20 protein-coding genes are annotated in these 25,355 nt (G+C 18.3%); 15 read left to right on the top strand and 5 right to left on the bottom strand.

Annotation, left to right across the window (positions count from 1 at the left end):
- The first annotated feature begins 26 nt into the window (after positions 1 to 26).
- The 9 genes from pyrH (at position 27) to tilS (ending at position 12,067) form a co-directional block, all read left to right on the top strand.
- Positions 27 to 755 carry a UMP kinase gene (pyrH, locus tag GJU00_RS01115; RefSeq protein WP_168893483.1) on the top strand — a complete coding sequence of 243 codons (729 nt, stop codon included), beginning with the start codon at positions 27 to 29 and terminating at the stop codon, positions 753 to 755.
- A 29-nt stretch (positions 756 to 784) separates the two neighbouring features.
- Positions 785 to 1,339 carry a ribosome-recycling factor gene (locus GJU00_RS01110; protein WP_168893482.1) on the top strand — a complete coding sequence of 185 codons (555 nt, stop codon included), beginning with the start codon at positions 785 to 787 and terminating at the stop codon, positions 1,337 to 1,339.
- A gap of 79 nt (positions 1,340 to 1,418) precedes the next feature.
- Positions 1,419 to 2,156 carry a polyprenyl diphosphate synthase gene (gene uppS, locus GJU00_RS01105; protein ID WP_168893481.1) on the top strand — a complete coding sequence of 246 codons (738 nt, stop codon included), beginning with the start codon at positions 1,419 to 1,421 and terminating at the stop codon, positions 2,154 to 2,156.
- A gap of 132 nt (positions 2,157 to 2,288) precedes the next feature.
- The gene (rseP, locus tag GJU00_RS01100) at positions 2,289 to 3,650 is read left to right on the top strand and encodes an RIP metalloprotease RseP (protein WP_168893480.1); all 1,362 of its coding nucleotides are present in this window, start codon (positions 2,289 to 2,291) and stop codon (positions 3,648 to 3,650) included.
- Complete coding sequence (bamA, locus tag GJU00_RS01095; RefSeq protein WP_168893479.1) at positions 3,631 to 6,120, top strand: outer membrane protein assembly factor BamA; 2,490 nt, start codon at positions 3,631 to 3,633, stop codon at positions 6,118 to 6,120. The genes rseP and bamA overlap by 20 nt, the downstream gene beginning before the upstream one ends.
- 41 nt (positions 6,121 to 6,161) lie before the next feature.
- Positions 6,162 to 6,680: an OmpH family outer membrane protein gene (locus GJU00_RS01090; RefSeq protein ID WP_168893478.1), complete on the top strand. Its 519-nt coding sequence runs from the start codon at positions 6,162 to 6,164 to the stop codon at positions 6,678 to 6,680.
- Between the two features lie 38 nt (positions 6,681 to 6,718).
- On the top strand, positions 6,719 to 7,159 hold the full coding sequence (gene fabZ / locus GJU00_RS01085) for a 3-hydroxyacyl-ACP dehydratase FabZ (protein WP_168893477.1): 441 nt from the start codon (positions 6,719 to 6,721) through the stop codon (positions 7,157 to 7,159).
- 5 nt (positions 7,160 to 7,164) lie between these two features.
- Complete coding sequence (dnaE, locus tag GJU00_RS01080; RefSeq protein ID WP_168893476.1) at positions 7,165 to 10,695, top strand: DNA polymerase III subunit alpha; 3,531 nt, start codon at positions 7,165 to 7,167, stop codon at positions 10,693 to 10,695.
- 40 nt (positions 10,696 to 10,735) lie between these two features.
- Positions 10,736 to 12,067: a tRNA lysidine(34) synthetase TilS gene (gene tilS / locus GJU00_RS01075; protein ID WP_168893475.1), complete on the top strand. Its 1,332-nt coding sequence runs from the start codon at positions 10,736 to 10,738 to the stop codon at positions 12,065 to 12,067.
- Here tilS and GJU00_RS01070 read toward each other — a convergent pair.
- The 3 genes from GJU00_RS01070 to GJU00_RS01060 all read right to left on the bottom strand — a co-directional run bounded on the left by GJU00_RS01070 (position 12,042) and on the right by GJU00_RS01060 (position 15,412).
- A complete protein-coding gene (locus GJU00_RS01070) occupies positions 12,042 to 13,796 on the bottom strand; it encodes a proline--tRNA ligase (RefSeq protein WP_168893474.1) in 1,755 nt (584 codons plus the stop codon). The genes tilS and GJU00_RS01070 overlap by 26 nt on opposite strands.
- A gap of 29 nt (positions 13,797 to 13,825) precedes the next feature.
- A complete protein-coding gene (locus tag GJU00_RS01065) occupies positions 13,826 to 14,716 on the bottom strand; it encodes a homoserine O-succinyltransferase (RefSeq protein ID WP_168893473.1) in 891 nt (296 codons plus the stop codon).
- Between the two features lie 120 nt (positions 14,717 to 14,836).
- On the bottom strand, positions 14,837 to 15,412 hold the full coding sequence (locus tag GJU00_RS01060) for a NifU family protein (RefSeq protein WP_168893472.1): 576 nt from the start codon (positions 15,410 to 15,412) through the stop codon (positions 14,837 to 14,839).
- A 170-nt stretch (positions 15,413 to 15,582) separates the two neighbouring features.
- On the opposite strand from GJU00_RS01060, the gene GJU00_RS01055 reads away from it, so the two are divergent.
- From GJU00_RS01055 to dapE, 6 genes are all read left to right on the top strand, one after another.
- A complete protein-coding gene (locus GJU00_RS01055; protein WP_168893471.1) occupies positions 15,583 to 16,368 on the top strand; it encodes an inositol monophosphatase family protein in 786 nt (261 codons plus the stop codon).
- Positions 16,369 to 16,434: 66 nt separating this feature from the next.
- A complete protein-coding gene (locus tag GJU00_RS01050; protein ID WP_168893470.1) occupies positions 16,435 to 16,710 on the top strand; it encodes a BolA family protein in 276 nt (91 codons plus the stop codon).
- Between the two features lie 43 nt (positions 16,711 to 16,753).
- Positions 16,754 to 17,386 carry an ATP-dependent Clp endopeptidase proteolytic subunit ClpP gene (clpP, locus tag GJU00_RS01045; RefSeq protein ID WP_168893469.1) on the top strand — a complete coding sequence of 211 codons (633 nt, stop codon included), beginning with the start codon at positions 16,754 to 16,756 and terminating at the stop codon, positions 17,384 to 17,386.
- Positions 17,387 to 17,450: 64 nt separating this feature from the next.
- Entirely contained in the window at positions 17,451 to 18,704 is a 1,254-nt protein-coding gene (gene clpX / locus GJU00_RS01040; protein WP_168893468.1) for an ATP-dependent Clp protease ATP-binding subunit ClpX, read from the top strand.
- Positions 18,705 to 18,789: 85 nt separating this feature from the next.
- Positions 18,790 to 21,123: an endopeptidase La gene (lon, locus tag GJU00_RS01035; protein WP_168893467.1), complete on the top strand. Its 2,334-nt coding sequence runs from the start codon at positions 18,790 to 18,792 to the stop codon at positions 21,121 to 21,123.
- A 25-nt stretch (positions 21,124 to 21,148) separates the two neighbouring features.
- Entirely contained in the window at positions 21,149 to 22,306 is a 1,158-nt protein-coding gene (gene dapE, locus GJU00_RS01030) for a succinyl-diaminopimelate desuccinylase (RefSeq protein ID WP_168893466.1), read from the top strand.
- 97 nt (positions 22,307 to 22,403) lie between these two features.
- Here dapE and lpdA read toward each other — a convergent pair whose 3' ends face one another.
- A complete protein-coding gene (lpdA, locus tag GJU00_RS01025; RefSeq protein WP_168893465.1) occupies positions 22,404 to 23,816 on the bottom strand; it encodes a dihydrolipoyl dehydrogenase in 1,413 nt (470 codons plus the stop codon).
- Between the two features lie 53 nt (positions 23,817 to 23,869).
- Positions 23,870 to 25,342 carry a 2-oxo acid dehydrogenase subunit E2 gene (locus GJU00_RS01020; protein ID WP_168893464.1) on the bottom strand — a complete coding sequence of 491 codons (1,473 nt, stop codon included), beginning with the start codon at positions 25,340 to 25,342 and terminating at the stop codon, positions 23,870 to 23,872.
- Between the last annotated feature and the right edge of the window lie 13 nt (positions 25,343 to 25,355).

Here is a 25,355-nt window from a genome sequence, read left to right as displayed (position 1 = left end):
TATAGAAAAAATATAATAAGTGTTATATGAATATTAAATCAAAAATAATTTATAATCGTATTATATTAAAAATCAGTGGAGAATTTTTACAAGGTAAAAATTTATCTGGTGTAGATAATAAATTATTAAATTATCTTATAAAAGAAATAAAAAGTATTTTACCCTTAGGTATTGAATTAGCTATAGTTATAGGAGGAGGAAATTTATTTAGAGGTAAATATTGTAAGGATAATAATAATTTAAAAAGAGTATTAGGTGACCAAATTGGTATGTTATCAACTATAATTAATGGTTTATTATTATATCAATCAATTAAAAATAAATTAATCAATGTTTATTTAATGTCATCTTTCCCAATTCAAGGTATATGTCAAGGATATAATGCTTTTCAAGCAATTGATTTAATTAAAAATAATATAATTATTTTAACAGGAGGAATAGGTAATCCCTTATTTACTACAGATACTACAGCATGTTTGAGAGGAATTGAATTAGAAGCTAATGCTATATTAAAAGCAACAAAAGTTAATGGAGTATATTCTAAAGATCCTGTAAATTATTCTGATGCTAAATTTTTTAATAAAATAGATTATGACTATGTAATAAAAAAAAAAATTAAAATTATGGATAATACAGCTTTTATTTTAGCACGTGATTATAATATACCTATACATATTTTTAATATTCAAAAACCAGGATCACTTTATAGAATTTTAACAGGTAAAATGGAAGGAACAATAATTAAAAATAATTAAATACAATAATATAATTTAAGGATATTTATATGTATAATAGTATTGTAGATAGTAATAAAAAAAGTATGCAAAAATGTTTAGATATATTTATTAATAAAATTAATATTTTATCGACAAATAGATTATCTCCTTATTTATTAAATAATATTTTTTTAAAAATAAATAATAAATCAGTATTAATTAATCATATATCTTCTATAATTGTAGAAAATTATTCTACTTTAAAAGTAACTCCATTTGATTCTACAATATTAAAAAATATAGAAAAAAGTATTGTATGTTCAAATTTAGATGTAACAACAAAAATAATAGGTTATAGTATTTATGTAAGTATTCCTCCTATTACAGAATTAAGGAAAATAAAAATTTTAAAAAATATAAAAATAGAAGCAGAATTAAATAAAATTAATATTCGAAATATACGTAGAAAAGCAAATAATAAAATTAAGTATTTTTTAAAAAAAAAACAAATAAGTAAAGATCAAGAAAAAAAATTGTATAATCTTATTCAAAAACAAACAATATTATATATTAATTATATAAAAGATTATTTAAAAAAAAAAGAAAAAGAATTATTTAATTAAATAATTAGTTTTAAATAAATATAAAATTTTTTTATATTATTAATTTTTTAGTTAAAAGATAAAATTAAAATTTTTAAAAATGAACGTAAATAAAATTAGTAAAAAAAAAAATAATATTATTATCAAACCTAATCATATTGCAATAATTATGGATGGTAATCGAAGATGGGCAAAAAAAAATAAAAAATTAAATTATTTAGGTCATAAAGAAGGTGTAAAAACGGTAAAGAAAATAATTGATTTATCATTAAAATATAATATAAAAGTATTAACTTTATATACTTTTAGTAGTGAAAATTGGCAAAGGTCTAGTGATGAAATAAAATTTTTAATGGATTTATTTAAAAAAACTTTAGATATTGAAACAATAAATTTAAAAAAAAAAAAAATACGTTTAAAAATTATTGGTAATAAAAATAAATTTAATTTTTCTTTACAAAAAGCAATTATTAAAGCAGAAAATTTAACAAAAAATAATAATAAATTATTATTAAATATAGCAGCTAATTATGGTGGTCGTTGGGATATTGTAAATAGTATAAAAAAAATTGCTTTAAAAGTTTATAAAGGATTATTAAATCCTAAAGATATTAATGAAAATATTGTAAATAATCATATTTGCTTAAATGATGTTTTTCCTGTAGATTTAGTAATAAGGACAGGTGGTGAATACCGTATAAGTAATTTTTTAATTTGGCAGATTGCATATTCAGAATTATATTTTACTAAAAAATTATGGCCTGATTTTAATAAAAAAGATTTTCAAAAAGCATTAAATTCTTTTACAAAAAGAAATCGTCGTTTTGGTGGAGATTAAATAAATTTTAATAAAATTTATTTAATTTTTTTTTGAAAAATTTTTTTAAATAAAATAAATAATTTATTTTACAGATAAATTTTAATTTAACATTATTTATATTAATTAATAATAATTTTAGGAGTTAAAATTTTGTTTAGTATTTTATATGATATAATAATATTTATTATAACTATAAGTAGTTTAATTATAGTTCATGAATATGGACATTTTTATATAGCAAGATTATTTAATATTTATATAGAATGTTTTTCTTTAGGTTTTGGTAAAAAAATTTTTCAATATCGTGATAAATATGGAACTAATTATATATTAAGATTAATACCATTTGGTGGTTATGTTAAAATTCCTGATAGTATTCAAAATAATAATATTAAATATATAAAAAAATTTAAATTGTTATTTTTTAATGAAATAAATTTTTTAAAAAAAATATTAGTTATTTTAGGAGGACCAATTGCAAATATTATTTTTGCAATATTAATTTATTGGGTTATTTTCTTTATAGGTTTACCTATAAAAAAAAATATTATTAATGAAATTAATTATATCTCAATTGCTAATTTAATTGGATTAAAACCTAATTTTGAAATTAAAAAAATTAATGGTATTAATATAAATAATTGGAATTTTTTAAATACAGCATTAATTAGAAATATTAATATACATCATAAAATAAATTTAGAAATAAATAAAATAAATTCTAATTTTATTAAAAATAAAAAATTAAATATTAATAACAATTTTTTAAAATTTTCAAAAGAAAAAAATTTAATATTAATGTTAGGTATTTTACCTAAAGGATTAAAAATTAATCCTACTATTACATATATAATACCTGGATCTCCTGCGGAAAAAGCAAAATTACATATTGGCGATAAAATTATCAGTGTAGAAGGGAGAAAATTTATTAATTGGTATAATTTTCAAAAATTTATCTATAATCATCCAAATAAAACTATTAATATACATATAAAAAGAAATCAAAAAAATATAAATTTTAGAATCTTAAGTTCTTTTAGAAAATCAAAAAATATTGGTTTTTTAGGTTTTTTACCACAAATAATAAATATTAAGGATACTTCAAAAAGTATATATAGATTAAGTTTTATAAAATCATTTAAAAAATCAATTAATGAAACTTTAAAATCAATTAAATTAATTTTAAAATCATTTATTTATTTATTAAATAATAAAAAAAATATTTATAAATTGAATGGTCCTCTTTCAATAGGTCATATTGCAAGTATATTAGTTCGTAATAACTTTATTTATTATTTTATGTTTTTAGCTTTAATAAATATTAATTTAAGTATAATTAATTTATTTCCTATCCCAATTTTAGATGGTGGACAATTATTATTTTTAATTTTTGAAAAAATTAGTGGTAAAAAATTGTCATATAAAATTAAACAACTAATATATACTATTAGTATCATTATTTTAATTATAATTATGGGGTTTACATTAATAAATGACTTTAAACAATTTTAAAAAAAGATTTTTTATAAAAAATATTAAATATTTCAAGTATATATTTATTCTTTTATTAATTTTTCATACAAATATTATTTGTTATGCAAATATTTTAAAAAAAAAAAATTATTGTATTAAAAATATAATATTTTTTGGTCTTAATAAAATTAAATTACAAGATCTTAATAGATTTTTATATATAAATAAAAAGAAATGTCTTTCTTTAAAAGAAATATCTAATATCATCCATATATTATATAATACTAATATGGTTAGTATTATTAATGTTTTTCAAAAAAAAAATTATTTTTTTGTAGAAGTTGTAGAAAAACCAATTATTAATAATATAATAATTAAAGGTAATAAATTAATTAATAATAATGATATTAATTTTTTATTAAATAAATTAAAAATTAAAAAGGGAGAAATATTAAATAATTATGCATTATTTTCTTTTAGAAAAAACATAGAATTTGTGTTTTTAAAATATGCAATGTTTTCTTCTTTTATTAAAATAAAAATTGTAAAAGATATAAATAATAAAGTAAATATTTTAATAATTTTTAAGGAAGATGATTTTACAAAAATTAAACAAATTAATATTATAGGTAATAATGTTTATACAACAAATTTTTTATTAAATTATTTAAAAATAAATAATAATTTTTTATTTATTTTTTCAAAAAAAAATAAATATGAAATTAATTTTATTAATAAAATTTTAAATAATTTAAAAAATTTTTATCTGAATAAAGGATATATAAATTTTAAAATTAAAAATATTACACGAACTTTATCATTTGATAAAAAAAATATTTATTTAGTAATTAAAATTGAAGAAAATAAAAAATTTTTTTATAATAAAATTATAATTAATATTGATCAAAAAAAATATTTTAAATATATAAAAAATATAATTAATATTATTCCTGGTTCAATTTATCAAAATAATAAAATTATTGAATTGAAATATAAAATAAAAAAAGTTTTAGGAAAAAATGGATTTTTATATCCTAAAATTATAATAAAAACAATTTTAGATGAAAAAAATAATAAAATAAATATAATTTTTAATATAAAAACTAATAAACAATATTATGTAAGAAAAATAAATTTTTTAGGAAATAATTTAACTCAAGATTATATTTTAAGAAATGAACTACTACAAATAGAAGGTACTCCACTTAATATTGAATTAATAAAAAAAACTAGAGAAAGATTATATTCTTTAGGATACTTTAATAAAGTAGAAATATTTTTACATAAAAATAATGATTTAAATCATACATTAGATATTATATATCAAGTTGATGAAAAAAATGAAGGATCTTTAAAATCAGGATTAGGAATGATGAAAGGTGGTTTATTAGGATTTAATACTGTTTTACAACAAAATAATTTTATAGGTACTGGTTATGACATAGATCTAAATTTTAGTAAAGATTTTTACCATTCTTATTTAGAATTTTTTATAATGAAAAATCATGTTTTTTTTAAAAAAATTAATGCGGGTATAAAGATATTTTTAAATACAATAAATGATGAAGATAATAGCTTTTTTTATAATTATATAAATAAAAATAAAGGTGTTTTTGGAATTTTAAAATTACCAATTAATAATAATTTTATAATTACTAATAGTATTGGATTTATGCAAAATCAAATTAGTAATATTGAACCACAAATATCTTTATGGAATTATCTTAGATATATAGGATATAAAATGTATAGTAAATCATATAATAGTTATTTATTAGATGAATTTATAATTAATTATACTTTTTTATATAATAATTTAAATGATTTCAATGTTCCATCAAATGGTATTTTTAGTTCTTTAAATACATATTTTTCTATTCCCTGGTATAGTAAAAATCGTAATTATAAAATTAATTTTAATTATTTAAGATATATTCCTTTAAATTTACAAATATTTAAGAATTTTTTACAAGATTCTCCAATATTTTTATTTAAAAGTCATTTTGGTTATGGTAATGGTTTTTTAGGAGGTAAATATCCTTTTTATAAAAATTTTTATTTAGGAGGTTCTAATACAGTTAGAGGTTTTAAAAATAATAGTATTGGTCCTAAAGGAATTTATTATAATTCAAAAAAATATCATTGTGAGAATGGAAAAACTATTTGTTTATCGGATAATCCAGTTGGAGGTAATATTTTATTTAATATAAATAATGAATTAATTTTCCCTATTTCATTTTTAGATAATAATTATATTAAACAAATAAGATCTTCTATTTTTTTAGATATTGGTAATTTAATAGATACTTCATGGAAAAATAATTATTTATTTAAATTATATAAAATTCCAAATTTTAATATCTTTTCACAAATAAGATCTTCAGTAGGTTTATCTTTACAATTTCATACTCCATTTGGAAATATTATTATATCTTTTGCATATCCATTTAAAACATATAAAACAGATAAGATTCAATTTTTTCAATTTAGTTTTTCAAAAGAATGGTAATTTAATTTAATATTTAAATAAACATGAGGAATATATTTAATATGAAATATTTTTTAAAAATAACATTATTAATGATGATATTTATTTTACCGTTTAATAACGCTTATTGTTGTTCAAAAATAGTAGTAATAAATATAGCAAAAATTTTTAATGCAATACCTCAAAAAGAAAAAATATCTAAAAAATTAGAAAAAGAATTACATGCAGATTTTTTAGTAATAGAAAAAATGAAAAAATCATTTTTATCTAAAATAAAAAAATTAAAAAATAAAAAATTATCAAAAAAAGCTAGAGAGGAAATACAAAAAGAAATTATATCTGAAAAAAAAATATTATTTCAAAAAATAGAATATTTTACAAAAAAAAATAATCAGAGACAAGAACAAGCACGTAATAAAATGTTATTTTTTATAAGTAAATTAATTAATATTATTGCAGAAAAAGGACATTATAATCTTGTTTTAGATATTTCTACTATAGCTTATATAAAAAATGTTAAAGATATAACAAATGATGTTATTGATTTAGCAATACAACAGAATAATATTTTATTTATATAATAAATAAATTTTAGATTAATTAATGATTTTAAAATTATATGTTAGATATAAATAAAATTTTATCTATTTTACCACATAGATACCCATTTATTTTAGTAGATAAAGTCATAGCATTTAAAAAATTTAAGTTTTTAAATGCTATAAAAAATCTTTCTATGAATGAACCTTATTTTCAAGGTCATTTTCCTAAAAATCCAATTTATCCTGGAGTATTATTATTAGAATCTATGATACAAACTACAGGTATTTTAATATATAAAAGTATAAATAATGAAAAATTAGAAAAAAAAATACTTTATTATCTTGTTGGTATTGATCAAACTCGTTTTAAAAAACCTGCTTTTCCTGGAGATCAAATAATAATAAAAAGTACTTTAAAAAAACAAAAAAATTCTTTATTTTATTTTAACAGTATAGCAATTATTAATAACAAAATTATTTGTAAATCAAAAATTATGTGTATGAAAATTTTAAAATAAAAAATATGATTGATCCAAAATTTATTCATCTACATGTACATAGTGATTATTCTATTAAAGATGGTCTTGCTAAAATTACACAACTTGTAAAACAAAGTTCATTATTGAACATGCCAGCAATAGCTATTACTGATCTTAGTAATATATTTGGTTTAGTAAAATTTTATAAAATATCCTATAAATTAGGATTAAAACCTATAATTGGCGTAGATTTTAAAATAAAAAATTTAAATAATATTAAATATAATCAATATTCTATTTTAACTATATTAGCTATGAATAATACTGGTTTACAAAATATTAAATTATTAATTTTTTATGCTTATAAAAATGGATATGATAATAATTTAGGACCTATTATAACTTATAATTTATTACAAAAATATAATAAAGGATTAATTATATTATCTGGCGGTTTACAAGGTGAAATTGGTAGATATATCTTACAAAAAAATATTTTTTTAGTCAAAAAAATAATTTATTTTTTTAAAAAATATTTTTATAATTGTTTTTATTTAGAAATTACTAGAACTAATTCTATCTATGAAGAAACTTATATAAGTTCAATATTAAATTTGTCTAATTATTTTTCTATTCCGGTAGTAGCTACAAATAATGTACGTTTTTTAAATAAAGATGATTTTTATACACATGAAATTAGAGTAGCAATTAATAAAGGGTATAATTTAAATAAAAGTTATAAAAAATCTAATTATAGTAAAGAACAATTTTTAAAAAATACAAAAGAAATGTGTTATTTATTTAAAGATATACCTGAAGCACTTTCTAATAGTGTAGAAATCGCTAAAAGGTGTAATATTTTTTTATTACTTAATAAACATTTTTTACCTAATTTTTATATAAAAAAAAATATTACACCAGAACAATATATTATTAAAAAGTCTTATATAGGTTTAGAAAAAAAATTAAAAAATTTATATCCAGAATTAAATTTATTTAAAATACAAAAAAAAATATATAAAAAAAGATTAGATGAAGAATTACATATTATTAATAAAATGGGTTTTCCTAGTTATTTTCTTATAGTTATGGAATTTGTTCAATGGGCAAAAAATAATAATATTCCTGTAGGTCCAGGCAGAGGTTCTGGTGCTGGTTCTTTAGTATCTTATGTTTTAAATATTACTAATCTAGATCCTATTAAATTTGATTTAATTTTTGAGAGATTCTTAAATACAGAAAGAATATCATTGCCAGATTTTGATATTGATTTTTGTATGGAAAAACGTGATTTAGTAATTAATCATGTAAAAAAAATATATGGACAAGAATCAGTATTCCAAATTATAACATTTGGAACTATGACTGCAAAATCTGTAATAAGAGATGTAGGTAGAGTTTTAGGTTATCCATACGATTTTATTAATCGTATTTCAAAATTAATTCCTTTTGATTTAGGTATTAATTTAAAAAAAGCATTTATGAATAATAAAAAATTATCTGATTTATATAAATCAGATATTAATATTAAAGAACTAGTACTTACTTCTTTAAAATTAGAAGGAACAATAAAAAATATTGGTAAACATGCAGGAGGAATTGTTATAGCTCCTAATAATATTATTAAATATACAACAATATATTGTGATGATAATGGAGAAAATATAGTTACTCAATTTGATAAAAATGATATTGAAGATATTGGTTTAGTTAAATTTGATTTTTTAGGTTTGAGAACTTTAACTGTTATAAATCATGCTGTAAATATGATTAATAAAAAATCTATTAAAAATAATAAAAAATTAGTTAATATTAATAATATAAAATTAAATGATAAATTAATTTTTAATTTTTTAAAAACTGCAAAAACTACAGGTATATTTCAATTAGAATCACAAGGTATTAAAAAATTAATTAAACAATTAAAACCAGATAATTTTGAAGATTTAGTAGCATTATTAGCCTTATTTAGACCAGGACCTTTACAATCAGGTATGGTTGAAAATTTTATTAATCGAAAACATGGTAGAGAAACTATTTCATATCCTGATAAAAATTGGCAACATAAAAAATTAAAATCAATATTACAATCTACATATGGAATTATTTTATATCAAGAACAAGTTATGAAAATAGCTCAAGTATTAGCAGGATATAGTTTAGGAGAAGCAGATATTTTAAGGAGAGTAATAAGTAAAAAACAACATAATGAAATGAGAAAACAAAGAAAACGTTTTTTAAAAGGTGCAAAAAAATTAAAAATTAATAGTACTTTATCTATGAAAATTTTTGATTATTTAGAAAAATTTGCTTCTTATGGGTTTAATAAATCTCATTCAGCTGGATATGCTTTAATATCTTATCAAACTTTATGGTTAAAAAAATATTATCCTGCAGAATTTATGGCAGCTGTTTTAACATCAGAAATGGATAATACAAATAAAATTATTCATTTAATTAATGAATGTAAAAACATGAAAATTAATGTTTTACCTCCTAATATTAATTATAGTTTATATAAATTCCATGTTGATAAATATAACAATATTATCTATGGATTAGGAGCAATTAGAGGTATTGGTGAACAACAATCTGATAATATACTTAACACTAGAAAAAAAATAGGTTTTTTTAAATCCATATTTACTTTTTTTACTGAAATAAATTTTAAAAAAATAAATAAAAAAATTATAGAAGTATTAATATTATCTGGCTCATTAGATTGTTTTAATTTTAATAGAGGATTATTAATAAATAATTTAGAAAAAATTATAAAAATTATTAATAAATATTTAGACGAACAAAAAACAGGTCAAATAGATTTTTTTAATAAAGACAATAAAATATTATTACAAGATAAAAAATATATTCATAATGATATAAATTTAATGTGGACTAAAAAAGATATTTTTATAAAGGAAAAAAATATTTTAGGTTGTTATTTAACAGGTCATCCAATAAATATATATTTAAAAGAAATTTTATTTTATACAAAAAAAGATAATATACATAATATATTAATAAAATATAAAAAAAATCATAAATTACCTATAAAAATAGCAATAGGAGGTATTATTAGTAATATACGTACTTTTTATAACTATAAAAAACAAAAATTTTTATTTTTTAATTTAGATGATAGTTCTAATATTATTGAAATACATTTATCAATAGATATTTTAAATAATAGAAAAGATATTATTACAATAAACAATATTGTAATAATAAATGGAATATTATATTTTAATAATTTATTAAAATTATTTATATGTGATGTTAATCATATAATGGATATTATGACCTATAGAGAAAGATATTTAAATAGTATAAATATTATTTTTATAAATAAAAAAATTTTAAAAAATAAACTTTTTTTTAAATTTTTAAAAAGTTTTTTATTTTTTAAAAAAAATAAAGATCAAAAAAATATACAAATATATTTTTTTTACAAAAATTCAAATTTTAAAAATAAAATTTATTTTACTAAATCTTACTTTATTTCTATACATACAAGTAATTTTGATAAATTTATTGATTTATTAGATAATAATCATATTAAATTAGAATTTAATTAATAATTTTATTATTTAAATTTTAATATAAAAATATTTAAATATGTTAATAGAAAAAAAAATACAATTAATATTAAAAAAATTTAAAAAAATACTAATAGCATATAGTGGTGGAATAGATTCTACAGTATTATTATATAATTTATTTAAATTAAGAAAAAAATATCCTCTTTTATTAAGAGCTATTTATATTAATCATAATTTAAACTATGAATCAAATAATTGGATGAAAAACTGTTTTTTACAATGTAAAAAATGGAACATATCATTTATTTATAAAAATATAAATATTAAAACAAAAAGTAACATAGAAAAATGTGCACGAAAAAAAAGATATCAGATTTTTCAAAATATTATTCAAAAAAATGAAATTTTAGTAACTGCTCATCATTTAGATGATCAATGCGAAAATTTTTTTTTATTTTTAAAAAGGGGTAGTGGTCCAAAAGGTTTGTCAGGAATATCAAAAATTAAAATTTTTAATAAAATAATATTATTTCGTCCATTGCTTAAGATAAGTAAAAAAAAAATAATTAATTATGCTATAAAAAAAAAATTAAAATGGGTAGAAGATTCAAGTAATAAAAATATAAAATATGATCGTAATTTTTTACGTCATATTATTTTACCTAAATTAACTTATAGATGGCCTTTTTTTAAAAATTCAATTATTAAAGCTATAAAAAATTATAAAGAACAAGAAGAATTATTAACAGATTTAATAAATCCAATATTAATAAAATTAATACAAAAAGATAATAGTCTATTTATTAAACCTTTACTTAATTATAGTATTTCAAAAAGAAATTTTATTATTAGAAAATGGATAGAATATAATAAATATTATTATATGCCTTCTAGAAAAATATTACTTATCATATGGAATGAAATTATTTGTTGTAAAAAAAATAATAATCCTCAAGTAAAAATAGGAAAATATATTATTCGAAAATATAAAAATTATTTATTTTGTATAAAATATTTTCCTTATTTAAAAAATCTTATTTTAACTTGGAATAATTTTAATATTCCTCTTTTATTACCTAATAAATTAGGAAAATTAATAATATTATATATAAATTTTAATTATAAAAAAGAATCAATATATATTAGAAAACCTAAATATAATGAAATTATATATATAAAATTTAATATTTCAGAAAAATTTTATTTTAATAATATTAAAAAATTAATAAATATAAATGATATATGGAAAAAATTATCTATTCCTAAATGGAAAAGAGAACAAATTCCATTATTATTTTATAATAATATATTAATTGCTGATCTAGAAAATAAATTAATAACTAAAGAAGGAAAAGCAACTTTATATAAAAAAGATAATTTTTTTATTTTTTGGAATAAAATATGTTAAAAAATTTATTTATTTGAATTTTCTTAAAAATAAAATCAACAATTACATCAATAGAAATAATATTTTTTAATCCTGTTTTTCTATTTTTATATTCAACATTATTATTAATAATATTATTATTATTAATAATAATAATATGTGGTACTCCAATTAAATCTATATCAGCAAACATAACTCCAGGAGTTTCATTACGATTATCAAAAATAATATTTATTCCTAACAATTTAAATTTTTTATAAATTAAAAAAGAATATTTTTCAACCATAGAATATTTATACATATTAATTGGAATAATAGCTACTAAAAAAGGAGCTAAAAATGGATTTGGCCATATAATACCTTTTGAATCATAATTTTGTTCTATTATAGCTGCAATTAATCTTGATATCCCGATCCCATAACATCCCATATATATAAATTTTTTAACTTTATTTTTATTATATATATAAGCATTCATTATTTTTGAATATTTTTTACCAATTTGAAAAATATGAGCTATTTCTATACTACGTTTAATTTTTATTAAGTTTTTTTTAACTGGAGTTAAATCATTATTAACTATATAGCGAATATCTTGAATATTATTAGGTATAGGTAAATTTATCTTCCAATTTGTATTAATAAAATATTTATATCTAATATTAGCTCCTATAATAAAATTATACATGTTAATTATAGAATAATCTCCTATAATAGGAATTTTTAGATTAAAAGGTCCTATTGAATGTATATTTATTTTAAAAATTTTTTCTACTTCTATATTTGATAAAATTTTTGTTATTTTATTATTAATTTTCTTAATTTTATGAAAATTTAATTCATAATCTGCTCTAATTAATAAAGCAATAAAAGGATTTTTTTTATCTAATGTTTTAACAATAATTGTTTTAATAATATTTTTTATAGATAAATTACAAATTTTAGCTAATTTTTTATAATTTAAACAATTTTTTAAAATTAGTATTTTTCTTGTAAGAAATTTTCTTTTATTTAAATTATATTTTTTATAAAAAAAATATTCTTTTAATTCTTTATTAGAAATATATTTTTTATCTTTGGATACAACAATTGAATTTTCTCCATTTTTAGATAAAATGTGAAATTCATGAGAAATATCACCACCAATAATATTATTATCAGCTTTTACAATTAAATATTTTATATTCATAAAATCAAATATTTTTTTATAAGTTTTTAATACAATATTATAAGTTTCTTTTAAAGAAAAATTATTTATATGAAAAGAATAACTATCTTTCATTAAAAATTCCTTAGCACGTATAACACCTAAACGTGATCTTATTTCATCTCTAAATTTTGTTTGTATTTGATATAAATGAATAGGTATAGATTTATATGATTTTATTTCATTATTTATTAAATAAGTAATAACTTCTTCATGTGTAGGTGCTAAAAGAAAATTTCTTTTTTTACGATCTAAAACTTTTAATAATTCTTCCCCGTATTCATTTATACGGCCACTTTTTTCCCATATGTTACTTGGATGTAAAATAGGTAATAATAATTCTATTGCATCTATATCTGTCATAAAATAACGTATTATTTTTTTAAAATTATTAATTACTCTTAACCCAGTAGGTAACCAAGTATATATTCCAGAAGATAATTTTCTTACCATTCCTGATTTAATCATTAAAAAATAACTATTAATATTATTATCATATATTTTATTTTTAGATGTAAAAAATAAATATTTAGTAGTTAACATAAAAACTCCTTTTAAAATTAAATATTTTTTTATTTATAAAATAAATAATTTAACCAATTTAAAAATAATAAATTACCATGACTTCTCCAAGTAATTTTAGGTATTAATTGTTTATTATTTTGAGGGTAATAATTATAAGGTATATGAACGTTTAAATTATTTTTTATATCATTTAAATATTCTTTATTTATTGTTAAAGCATCATATTCCGGATGTCCAGTAATAAATATATATTTATTTTTATCACTCGTAAAAATATATACACCTGCTTCTTCTGAATAAGAAATAATTTTTAAGTTAGTATAATATTTTATAAATTTTAAAGAAAAATCAGAATATCTAGAATGAGGAACAAAAAAATAATCATCAAATCCTTGTACTAAAAAATTTTTTTTTAATAATATTTTATGTTTAAATATACCTAATAATTTTGATTGATTAATCTTTTTTGGAATATTATATAATATATTGAGTATTGCTTGTACAGACCAACATATAGATAAAATAGAATTTACATGTTCTTGTGCCCAATGTATAATTTTTACAAATTCTTTCCAAAATCTTATATCTGTAAAATTAATTAATCCTAAGGGAGCACCTGAAATAATTAAACCATCATAATATTTATTATATATTTGATCTAAATTTAGATAATACTTATTAATATGATTAATAGATATATTATTGGATGATTTATTATCACGTACAGATAATAACGATAAATCAATTAATAAAGAAGAACTTGATAATAATCTAATAAGTTGATTTTCTGTTTCAATTTTTTTAAACATTAAATTTAAAAAAAGTATTTTTAATTTATTTGAATATTTTTTATATTTTTCAGATTTTGTTAATAAAAATATTTTTTCTTTTTTTAAAAAATTAATAGCAGGTAATTTTTTAGGAACTATTACAGGCATATATTTTTATTCCTTATTTAAATATTTAAATATATAAATATTTTTTAAATTATTAAATTACTTAATATATATTTTTAAAAATCATAAAATATTTAAATAAAAAATGATATATTTATTTATTTAATAATAAGATAATTCATTTTTTTTATGTAAAGTAACATCATGTACTTCTTTAATTTCTGGAAAATTATATAATATTTCTTTTTTTATCCAATTTTGAAGAGTATAATTACTCATCGAACATCCTTGACAACCACCATGAAATTCTACTAATAAAATATAATTAATTGTTATATTTTTTAATATAATAAATCCACCATGATGTAATAATTTAGGATTAATTATATTTTTTAAAAAATTATTAATATCTTTTTTTAAATTTTGTATATTTTGTTTAATTGTAATATTATTTTTACTTAAAACTATAAATTTTAATTTTTTAGATAATTCTTTTTTTACAATATCTATTTTAATATTTTCTAGAAATTTTAAACTATTAAATTCTATAAATATATTTAATTTGTTAAAATTTAATTTAATATCATTATTTTTAATTTTTTTTATATCACAAAAAGCAATATTACCTTTAAATATATTATTTTTTATAAAAACAGAAATTCTAATACATATATTTTTCTTTTTTTTAGATAATAATTTTAAAAAATATTCTTGAGCTAATTTTGTAATTTTTAACATAATTAATAAAAAAATAATATTTAAAATATTTATTTAAATAATATATGTTTTTTAAAAAAAAACAATATTTTAAATAAATATTTTAAATATTATTTTTTTATTATAAAATAAAAATATTATTTAGTTATTTAGTTTAAAATATAAGAATGAATATAAATGAGAAATAATATATGCGTTCTCCAATGCTTAATATCGCTATACGTATAATACGTAATATTGGTAATATTATTATAAAAAATTATGAGATGCAGAATGCAAATATATATAATAATAATTATGATAGTAATATTTTAATAAAAAAAATTAATAAAAACTTAATTAATATAATTACTAAAATATTTTATAATATATATTCTAAAAATATCGTTATTTTAAATAAAGAAAATTTTTTTATTTTTAAATATAAAAAAACTATATGGATTATTAATCCTATAGATGGAATTATTAATTTTTTAAAAAAATTACCCCATTTTTCAATTTCAATAGCTATTTGTATACAAGGAAAAACAGAAATTTCTTTAATATATGATCCATTAAAAAATGATTTATTTACTGCAATAAGAGGACAAAACGCTCAATTAAATGGTTATAAATTGCGTTGTGATATATATAAAAAAAAAATTTTAATATTTGCGTTAAATACTAATTATTTTTTTTTTAAAAAACAAAATATTAATTTATTTGAATTATTTAAAAAAAATTTTATTTCAATAAGAATAAGTGGTTCTACATCTTTAGATTTAGCTTATTTAGCAGCAAATAAAATTGATTGTTATATTAATAATAATGTACAAAATTTTAATTATTTACTTGCTGGCGAATTAATTATAAAAGAAGCAGGAGGATTAATAACAAATTTTATTGGACATTATAATTATAAAAATTCTTCAAATATGTTAGCTGGTAATTCTAATATTATAAAGTTAGTAATGTCTAACATTGAAAATATTTTATAATATTTTATTTGTAATGTAAAAAATATGCTTTTTTTATAAAAAATAAAATTTCGGATATATATAATAATGATTATAAAAAGAATAGAAAATAAGATAATATCTAAATTAAAACCTATATATTTAAAAATTAATAATACTAGTCAGAATCATGATAATAAAAAAAATAATTTTTTGATAACTCATCTTGAAATTATTATTGTAAGCAATTTATTTAATAATAAATCACTAATTACTCGTCATAGATTAATATACCATATTATAGGAAATAAATTTAAAAATATTCATTCATTATCATTAAATACTTATACATTATCTGAGTGGAAAAAATTTAAAAATATATAAAAAATTTAAAACTAAAATTATAAAATTTTATTAAAGGATTATAATGTTATATATAAAAAATAATAAAAATATTGAAAAAAATCAAATGAATACAATTCCTATTGTCATTGAAAATACTTCTAGAGGTGAAAGATCATATGATATTTTTTCCAGACTTTTAAAAGAACGTATTATTTTTTTAACAGGACCTATTGAAGATAATATGGCAAATTTAATAGTTGCTCAAATTTTATTTTTAGATTCAGAAGATTCAAATAAAGATATTTTTATTTATATTAATAGTCCAGGAGGTGTGATTACATCAGGAATGTCTATTTATGATACAATACAATTTGTAAATTCAGATGTTAGTACACTTTGTATAGGACAAGCATGTTCCATGGCTGCTTTTTTATTAGCTTCTGGGAAAAAAAAAAAAAGATTTTGCCTACCTCATGCTAGAGTAATGATACATCAACCAATAGGAGGTTATCAAGGACAAGTAACTGACATTGAAATTCAAACTCAAGAAATTTTAAGAATTAAAAATTTTATAAATAAACTTATGTCATTACATACAGGTAAATCTATCGAAATTATTGAAAAAGATACAAATAGAGATAGATTTTTATCTGCTCAAGAAGCAATAGAATATGGATTAGTAGATAGTATTATTTTTAATAAAAAAAAATGTTAATATTTAAATTTATAAAAATATTTTTAAAAAATTTATTGTTTTATTTATTTAAATGAGGTTTGTAATGATAGATAAAAAGGAAAATTTAAATACAATATTTTGTTGTTCTTTTTGTAAAAAGAATCAAAATGAAGTAAATCAATTAATTTCAGGAGGTAGATCAATTTTCATTTGTGATAAATGTGTTAAATTATATAATGATATTTTAGAAAAAAAAAATATAAATAAATATAATAATTTTTTTAATAATGAAAATTTTAAATTACTAACACCACATAAAATTTTTAATTATTTGAATGATTATATTATTAGTCAATCACAAGCTAAAAAAATACTTGCAGTTTCTGTATATAATCATTATAAAAAATTAAATAATTACAATAACAAAAATAATATACTTGAAAAAAGTAATATTCTTTTATTAGGCCCTACGGGTAGTGGAAAAACATTATTAGCTGAAACATTAGCACGTTTTCTTAATGTACCATTTGTAATTACAGATGCCACTACTTTAACAGAAGCAGGATATGTAGGAGAAGATGTAGAAAATATTATACAAAAGTTATTACAAAATGCTAGTTATGATATAAAAAAAACACAATATGGTATAATATACATTGATGAAATTGACAAAATTGCAAGAAAATCAGAAAATGTTTCTATAACTCGAGATGTTTCAGGTGAAGGAGTTCAACAATCTTTATTAAAGTTAATTGAAGGTACAATTGCTTCTATACCACCAAAAGGAGGACGTAAACACCCACAACAAGATTTTATACAAGTAAATACTAAAAATATTTTATTTATTTGTGCTGGATCTTTTTATGGACTAGAAGATATTATTTCTAATAGAATTAATACTTCTAATAATATAGGGTTTCATTCAAAAATAAAAAAAAATATTAATAAAATTACAAATAGAGATCAACTTTTAAATCAAGTACTTCCTGAAGATTTAATAAAATTTGGATTAATACCAGAATTTATAGGACGTTTACCTATTATAGTTTCATTAAATAAATTAGATGAAAATAAATTAACACAAATTTTATTAAAACCTAAAAATTCTCTTATAAAACAATATCAAATTTTATTTGAATATGAAAATATTAAATTAGAATTTGATAATAACGCTATTAAAGAAATTGCTAAACAAGCAATTTTATTAAATACTGGAGCTAGAGGATTAAGATCTATTTTAGAAAAAATATTATTAAATATAATGTATGACATACCTTCAAAGAAAAATATTGATAAAATTCAAATTGATAAGAAAGTTATTAATAATTTATCTGAACCTATTATAAAATATAAATAAAATTAATTATTTTAATAATATTAACTATTTTTTTATATATAAAAATATATTTTTTAACATGTTATAATAAAAAAGAGAGTAATCTATGAATTCTCAGAATTCAGAACATATTATAATACCTGTATTACCATTACGTGATGTAGTTGTATATCCTTATATGGTAATACCTTTATTTATTGGAAGAAATAAATCTATTCGTTGTTTAGAAGCTGCTATGAATAATGATAAGAAGGTTATGTTAGTAGCACAAAAAGAAGCTTCTAATGATAATCCTAGTATTAAAGATTTATTTACTGTTGGAACAATTACTTCTGTTTTACAAATGTTAAAATTACCTGATGGTACAGTTAAAATTTTAGTAGAAGGATTACAAAGAGCAAAATTAATTAATTTAATAGATAATGATAATTATTTTACAGCACAAATAGAATATTTATCTTCTCCCATACTTAAAATAAAAGAACAAGAAGTTTTAATAAGAACAGCTATTAATCAATTTGAAGGATATTCAAAATTAAATAAAAAAATTCCTCCAGAAGTATTAAGTTCATTAAATAATATTCATGATGCTGCTAAATTAGCAGATACTATAGCTGCTCATATGCCATTAAAATTATCTAATAAACAATTAATATTAGAAATGTCTAATATAGATAAAAGATTAGAATATTTGATGGCTTTAATGGAATCAGAAATTGATTTATTACAAGTAGAAAAAAAAATTCGAAATAGAGTTAAAAATCAAATGGAAAAAAGTCAAAAGGAATATTATTTAAATGAACAAATGAAAGCTATTCAAAAAGAATTAGGAGAAATAGATGAACATCCTGATGAAAATGAAATTTTAAAAAAAAAAATAAAATTAGCAAAAATGCCAAAAGAAGCAAAAGAAAAAACTTTTGCCGAACTAAGAAAATTAAAAATGATGGCTCCTATGTCAGCAGAAGCAACTGTTGTTAGAGGATATATAGAATGGATGATACAAATTCCATGGAATATAAAAAGCAGGTTAAAAAAAAATTTATGTAAAGCAAAAAAAATATTAGATCAAGATCATTTTGGTTTAGAATCTGTAAAAGAACATATTTTAGAATATTTAGCTGTACAAAATAGATCTAATAAAATTAGAGGACCTATTTTATGTTTAGTAGGACCTCCTGGTGTAGGAAAAACTTCATTAGGTAAATCTATTGCAAGAGCTACAGGAAGAAAATTTATTAAAATAGCATTAGGTGGTATAAGAGATGAAGGAGAAATAAGAGGACATCGTAGAACATATATTGGATCTATGCCTGGTAAAATTATTCAAAAAATGGCAAAAGTAAAAGTACAAAACCCATTATTACTATTAGATGAAATAGATAAAATTTCATATGATATGAGAGGAGATCCTGCGGCAGCTTTATTAGAAGTTTTAGATCCAGAACAAAATATTGCTTTTAATGATCATTACCTTGAAATCGATTATGATTTATCAAATGTTATGTTTGTAGCAACTTCAAATTCATCTGTACATATACCATTACCTCTTTTAGATAGAATGGAAGTTATTAAAATTACTGGTTATACAGAAGATGAAAAATTAAATATAGCAAAAAAATATTTATTACCTAAACAATTTAGCCGTAATGCTTTAAAAAAAGAAGAATTAATTATCAATAATAGAGCAATTATAGATATAATTAGATATTATACCAGAGAGTCTGGTGTTAGAGGATTAGAAAGAGAATTATCTACATTATGTAGAAAAACTGTTAAAGCTATTTTAATAGAAAAAAATATTAAATCTATTAAAATAGATCATTTAAATTTAAAAAAATATTTAGGTGTAAAAAAATTTGATTATGGTAAAGCAGAAAATGAAAATTTAATAGGTCAAGTTACTGGATTAGCATGGACAGAAGTAGGAGGAGAATTATTAACTATTGAAACTGTATGTATACCAGGTAAAGGTAAATTAACATATACAGGCTCTCTAGGTGAAGTTATGCAAGAATCAATACAAACTGCTTTAACTGTAGTAAAAGCAAGAACAAAAAAATTAAATATTAATACTGAATTTTATAAAAATATAGATATTCATGTTCATGTCCCTGAAGGGGCTACACCAAAAGATGGACCAAGTGCTGGTATATCTATGTGTACAGCTTTAGTTTCTAGTTTAACTAATAATCCTGTAAAAGCAAATGTAGCAATGACCGGAGAAATTACATTAAGAGGCCAAGTTTTAGCTATTGGTGGATTAAAAGAAAAATTATTAGCTGCGCACAGAGGTGGTATTAATATTGTTTTAATTCCTGAACAAAATAAAAGAAATTTAGAAGATATACCAAAAAATATCATTACAGATTTAAAAATATTAACAGTAAAAAATATTGAAGAAGTATTATTAATAGCTTTACAAAATAAACCATTTTAATATTAGAATTTAAAATAAAAATTATATGTTAGAACAAATAATTAATTTAACGAAAAAACTCGTAGAATGTCATTCTATTAGTCCTATGGATTCAGGATGTCAAAATATTTTAATAAAAATTTTAAAAAAATTAGATTTTAATATCCAATTAATGAATATTAAAGATACAAATAATTTTTGGGCAGTTCATAATAATAAATTTATGACCAATACTTTAGTTTTTGCTGGTCATACAGATGTAGTCCCCCCTGGAGATATTAAAAAATGGATATTTAATCCTTTTAAAGCTATTTTAGATAATGATATTTTATATGGAAGAGGTGTTTGTGATATGAAAGGCTCCTTAGCCGCAATGATTTTTGCGGCTAAAAAATTTATCAAAAAATATCATAATTATAATGGTCGTATCGCTTTTCTTATTACTTCAGATGAAGAAGGAAAAGCAACAAATGGGACTATTAAAGTTATTAATAATTTATTAAAAAAAAAAGAAAAAATAAACTTTTGTATTTTAGGAGAACCTACAAGTAATAAATTTGTGGGAGATAATATTAAAAATGGGAGAAGAGGTTCATTAAATATTCAATTAAAAATAATAGGTGTTCAAGGACATGTTGCATATCATAAATTAGCTAAAAATCCAATTCACATCATAATACCATTACTTAATAAATTATTATTAATAAAATGGAGTAAAAAAAATGATTTGTTTCCAGAAACTAGTATGCAAATAACAAAAATTAGTTCAGATATAGAAAATAATAATATAATACCAGGAAATATTATTATTTATATAAATTTTCGTTTTAATAATGAAATATATTATAAAAATATATTAAAAATTTTAAATAATATTATAAAAAAATATATTATTAACTATAAAATGACATGGCAATTATCTGGATTACCTTTTTTAAGTATTAATAAAAACTATATAATAGAAAAAAATTTAGTAGAAATAGTAAAAAAAAGTATTTATTCAATTAATAATGTATATCCTACTTTAATAAATGATGGAGGTACCTCTGATGGACGTTTTATAATAAAAACAAAAGCACAAATTGTTGAATTAGGCTTAATTAATTCAACTATTCATAAAGTTAATGAATGTGTGAAAATAAATGATTTATATATTTTATATAAAATTTATTATCAAATAATAAAAAAAATTTTTCTTTTTTAAAAAAAAAAATTAATTTAAAAATTAAAAAATATTTATTTTAATAAATATTTTTTGATATAAAAAATAATAATATAAATTTATTTTTTTTTATAAAAAATTATTTATTATTAATAATATCTGTTACTGATCCTGTATATATTTCTGCAGCTATTCCAATAGACTCATAAAAAGTTGGATGTGCATGAATAGTTAATGCTATGTCTTCTATATCACAACCCATTTCAATAGCTAAACTTATTTCTCCTAATAATTCTCCTGCATTATAACCAACAATACTACCACCTATAATTCTATTAGAATCTTTCTCTATAATTAATTTAGTTAATCCATCTTCTTCATTAGAGGAAACTGCTCTTCCTAATGAATTCCAAGAAAAAGAAGAAGTCTTATATTTTATATTATCTTTTATAGCATATTTTTCTGTTATTCCTACCCAAGCTATTTCTGGATTAGTATATGCTATAGATGGTATTATTTTAGGAACAAAGTAATGATTTTTTCCAGCAATAACTTCTGCAGCTAAATGACCTTCATGTATACCTTTATGTGCAAGCATAGGATTTCCAATAACATCTCCTATTGCAAATATATTAGGGATATTAGTTCTCATTTGACTATCTACATTAATAAAACCAAAATCATTAATTGAAATTTTATTAAATTTTTTATTAATATAATGAGAATTAGGTTTTCTCCCTATAGCTATAAGAATATTATTATATTCTTTAGAATATATTGATTTATTATTATCACTTGTCATATGTACTTGGAGTAATTCTTCATTATTATCTATTGATAAAACTTTTGTTCCTAGTATAAAATTAAATTTTTTTTTAATATTTTTTTTATAAATATTAATAATATCATCATCAACTTCTGATAAAAAATTATTTGCAATATCAACTATATCTATTTTAGAACCAAAAGATTGATATATTGTTGCTATTTCTAAACCAATAATACCACTTCCTAAAATCATCATTTTTTTAGGAATTTGTTTTAAAAGTAATGCATCTGTAGAATCCCAGATTCTATTATCTTTATAAGGAATAAATGGTAATTTTATAGGATGTGAACCAGTAGCTATAATTGCATTTTCAAAAATAATTTGTATCTTATCTTTATTAATAACATTTAAACAATTTTCTGTTTCAAAAAAACTAAGACCATTTATAACATCTACATTACGTTTTTTAGCAAGAAAATTTAAACCATTAGTTAATTTATTAATAATATTTTGTTTAAACTTAATAATATTACTTATATTAATTTCTGGTTGATTATTAAATATTCCTTGATTAAAAAAATTTTTATTTTCTTTAATAATTTTTGCTATATGTAATAATGTTTTAGATGGAATACAACCCACATTTAAACAAACTCCTCCTAGATTTTGATAATTTTCTACTATTATTGTTTTTAATCCTAAATCACTACAACGAAAAGCTGCAGAATATCCTGCAGGACCTCCTCCTATTACAACAACTTGTGTTTTTATTATATTTTTCATAAATTAACTCCTATTAGATATCTTTAATAATATTAAATTTTAATTTTAAAAAACTATATTAATATATTTCTAATATCAGATATTAAAATACAAATATAATTTAAAAAATTAATAGCTTCAACTCCATTAATTACTCTATGATCATAAGATAATGATAATGGTAACATAAGTTTTGGTATAAATTTATTATTTTCCCATATTGGTTTAATATTTGCTTGAGATACACCTAAAATTGCTACTTCTGGAGCATTAATTATAGGTGTAAAAAAACTACCTTTAAATTGTCCTAAATTAGATATTGTAAAACAACCTCCTTGCATATCAAGAGGATGTAATTTATTATTTTTTGCCTTATTTACTAAATTACGTAATATTTCAGATAAATTATTAATATTTTTATTTAAAACATCAAATATTACAGGAACAAACAAACCTTGTTTTGTATTAATAGCTATTCCAATATTAAAATATTTTTTTATTATTAAATTTTCATTAGAATCAGATAAAGAAGCATTAAAATTAGGATATTTATGTAAAGCATGTGCGCATACTTTAATTATAAAATTTAGTAAAGTTAATTTAATATTTTTTTGTTTTTTATAATACTCATTATTTTTTTTAATTCTAAATTTTTCTAATTCTGTGATATCAGTTTCAATATGTTGAGTGACATGAGGAATATTTTTCCAATTATTAGATAAATTTTTACTAGAAATTTTTTGTATATTATTTAAAATAATTTTTTCACAAGAACCAAATTTTTCATAAATTGATACAAATTTCTTAAAATAATTTTTTTGTAAATTATTTTTATTATATTGTAATAAATCTTCTTTGGTAATTCTATTTTTTAAACCACTTCCTTTTATATTTAATAAATTTATATTTAATTTTCTTGCCATCTTACGTATAATAGGTGAAGCATGTATATATTTTTGAATATTTAAAATATTATTTTTTCTTAAATTTTTATTTTTAATAAATGTATTTATTTTATAATTTTGTTGTTTTTTTGAAGAAATATACATAAACACACTATTAGTGTGTATAATATCATTTATTTTTACGTTAATTTTTTTAATTATTCCTTCATATAAAGAAGCTATTTCAAAATTATTATTATTATTATTAATTATTATTAACGATTGATTTTTTTTTATTGTACTATTTTCTTCTATTAAAATATTAGAAACTTTCATTTCTTGATTTCCTATATCAGGAATTAGTAATTCTTTTAATTCTAGTTGATTTTTCTCTAATATTTTTTTAGAATTTTTAATTAAATTATTTTTTTCATTATTTAATATTTCTAATATTACATCTCCTTTATGTATTTTATTTCCTATTGATATTAAAATTTTTTTAATTATTCCTTTTTGATTAGAAGGTATTTCCATAGATGTTTTATCACTTTCTACTGTAATAATAGGTTGTTCTTTTAAAATTTCGTCTCCTTCCTTTACTAAAATATCAGTAATTTTCATCTCCTCTATTCCTGTATCAGGAAGTATTATTTTTTTATACATATTATCTCTTTTT

Origin of the sequence: Enterobacteriaceae endosymbiont of Donacia simplex (genome assembly GCF_012568645.1) — a bacterium.
Classification (GTDB): Bacteria; Pseudomonadota; Gammaproteobacteria; order Enterobacterales; family Enterobacteriaceae.
The sequence above is the reverse complement of the archived record's forward strand: the minus strand, read 5'-3'. Positions and strand labels throughout refer to the sequence as shown.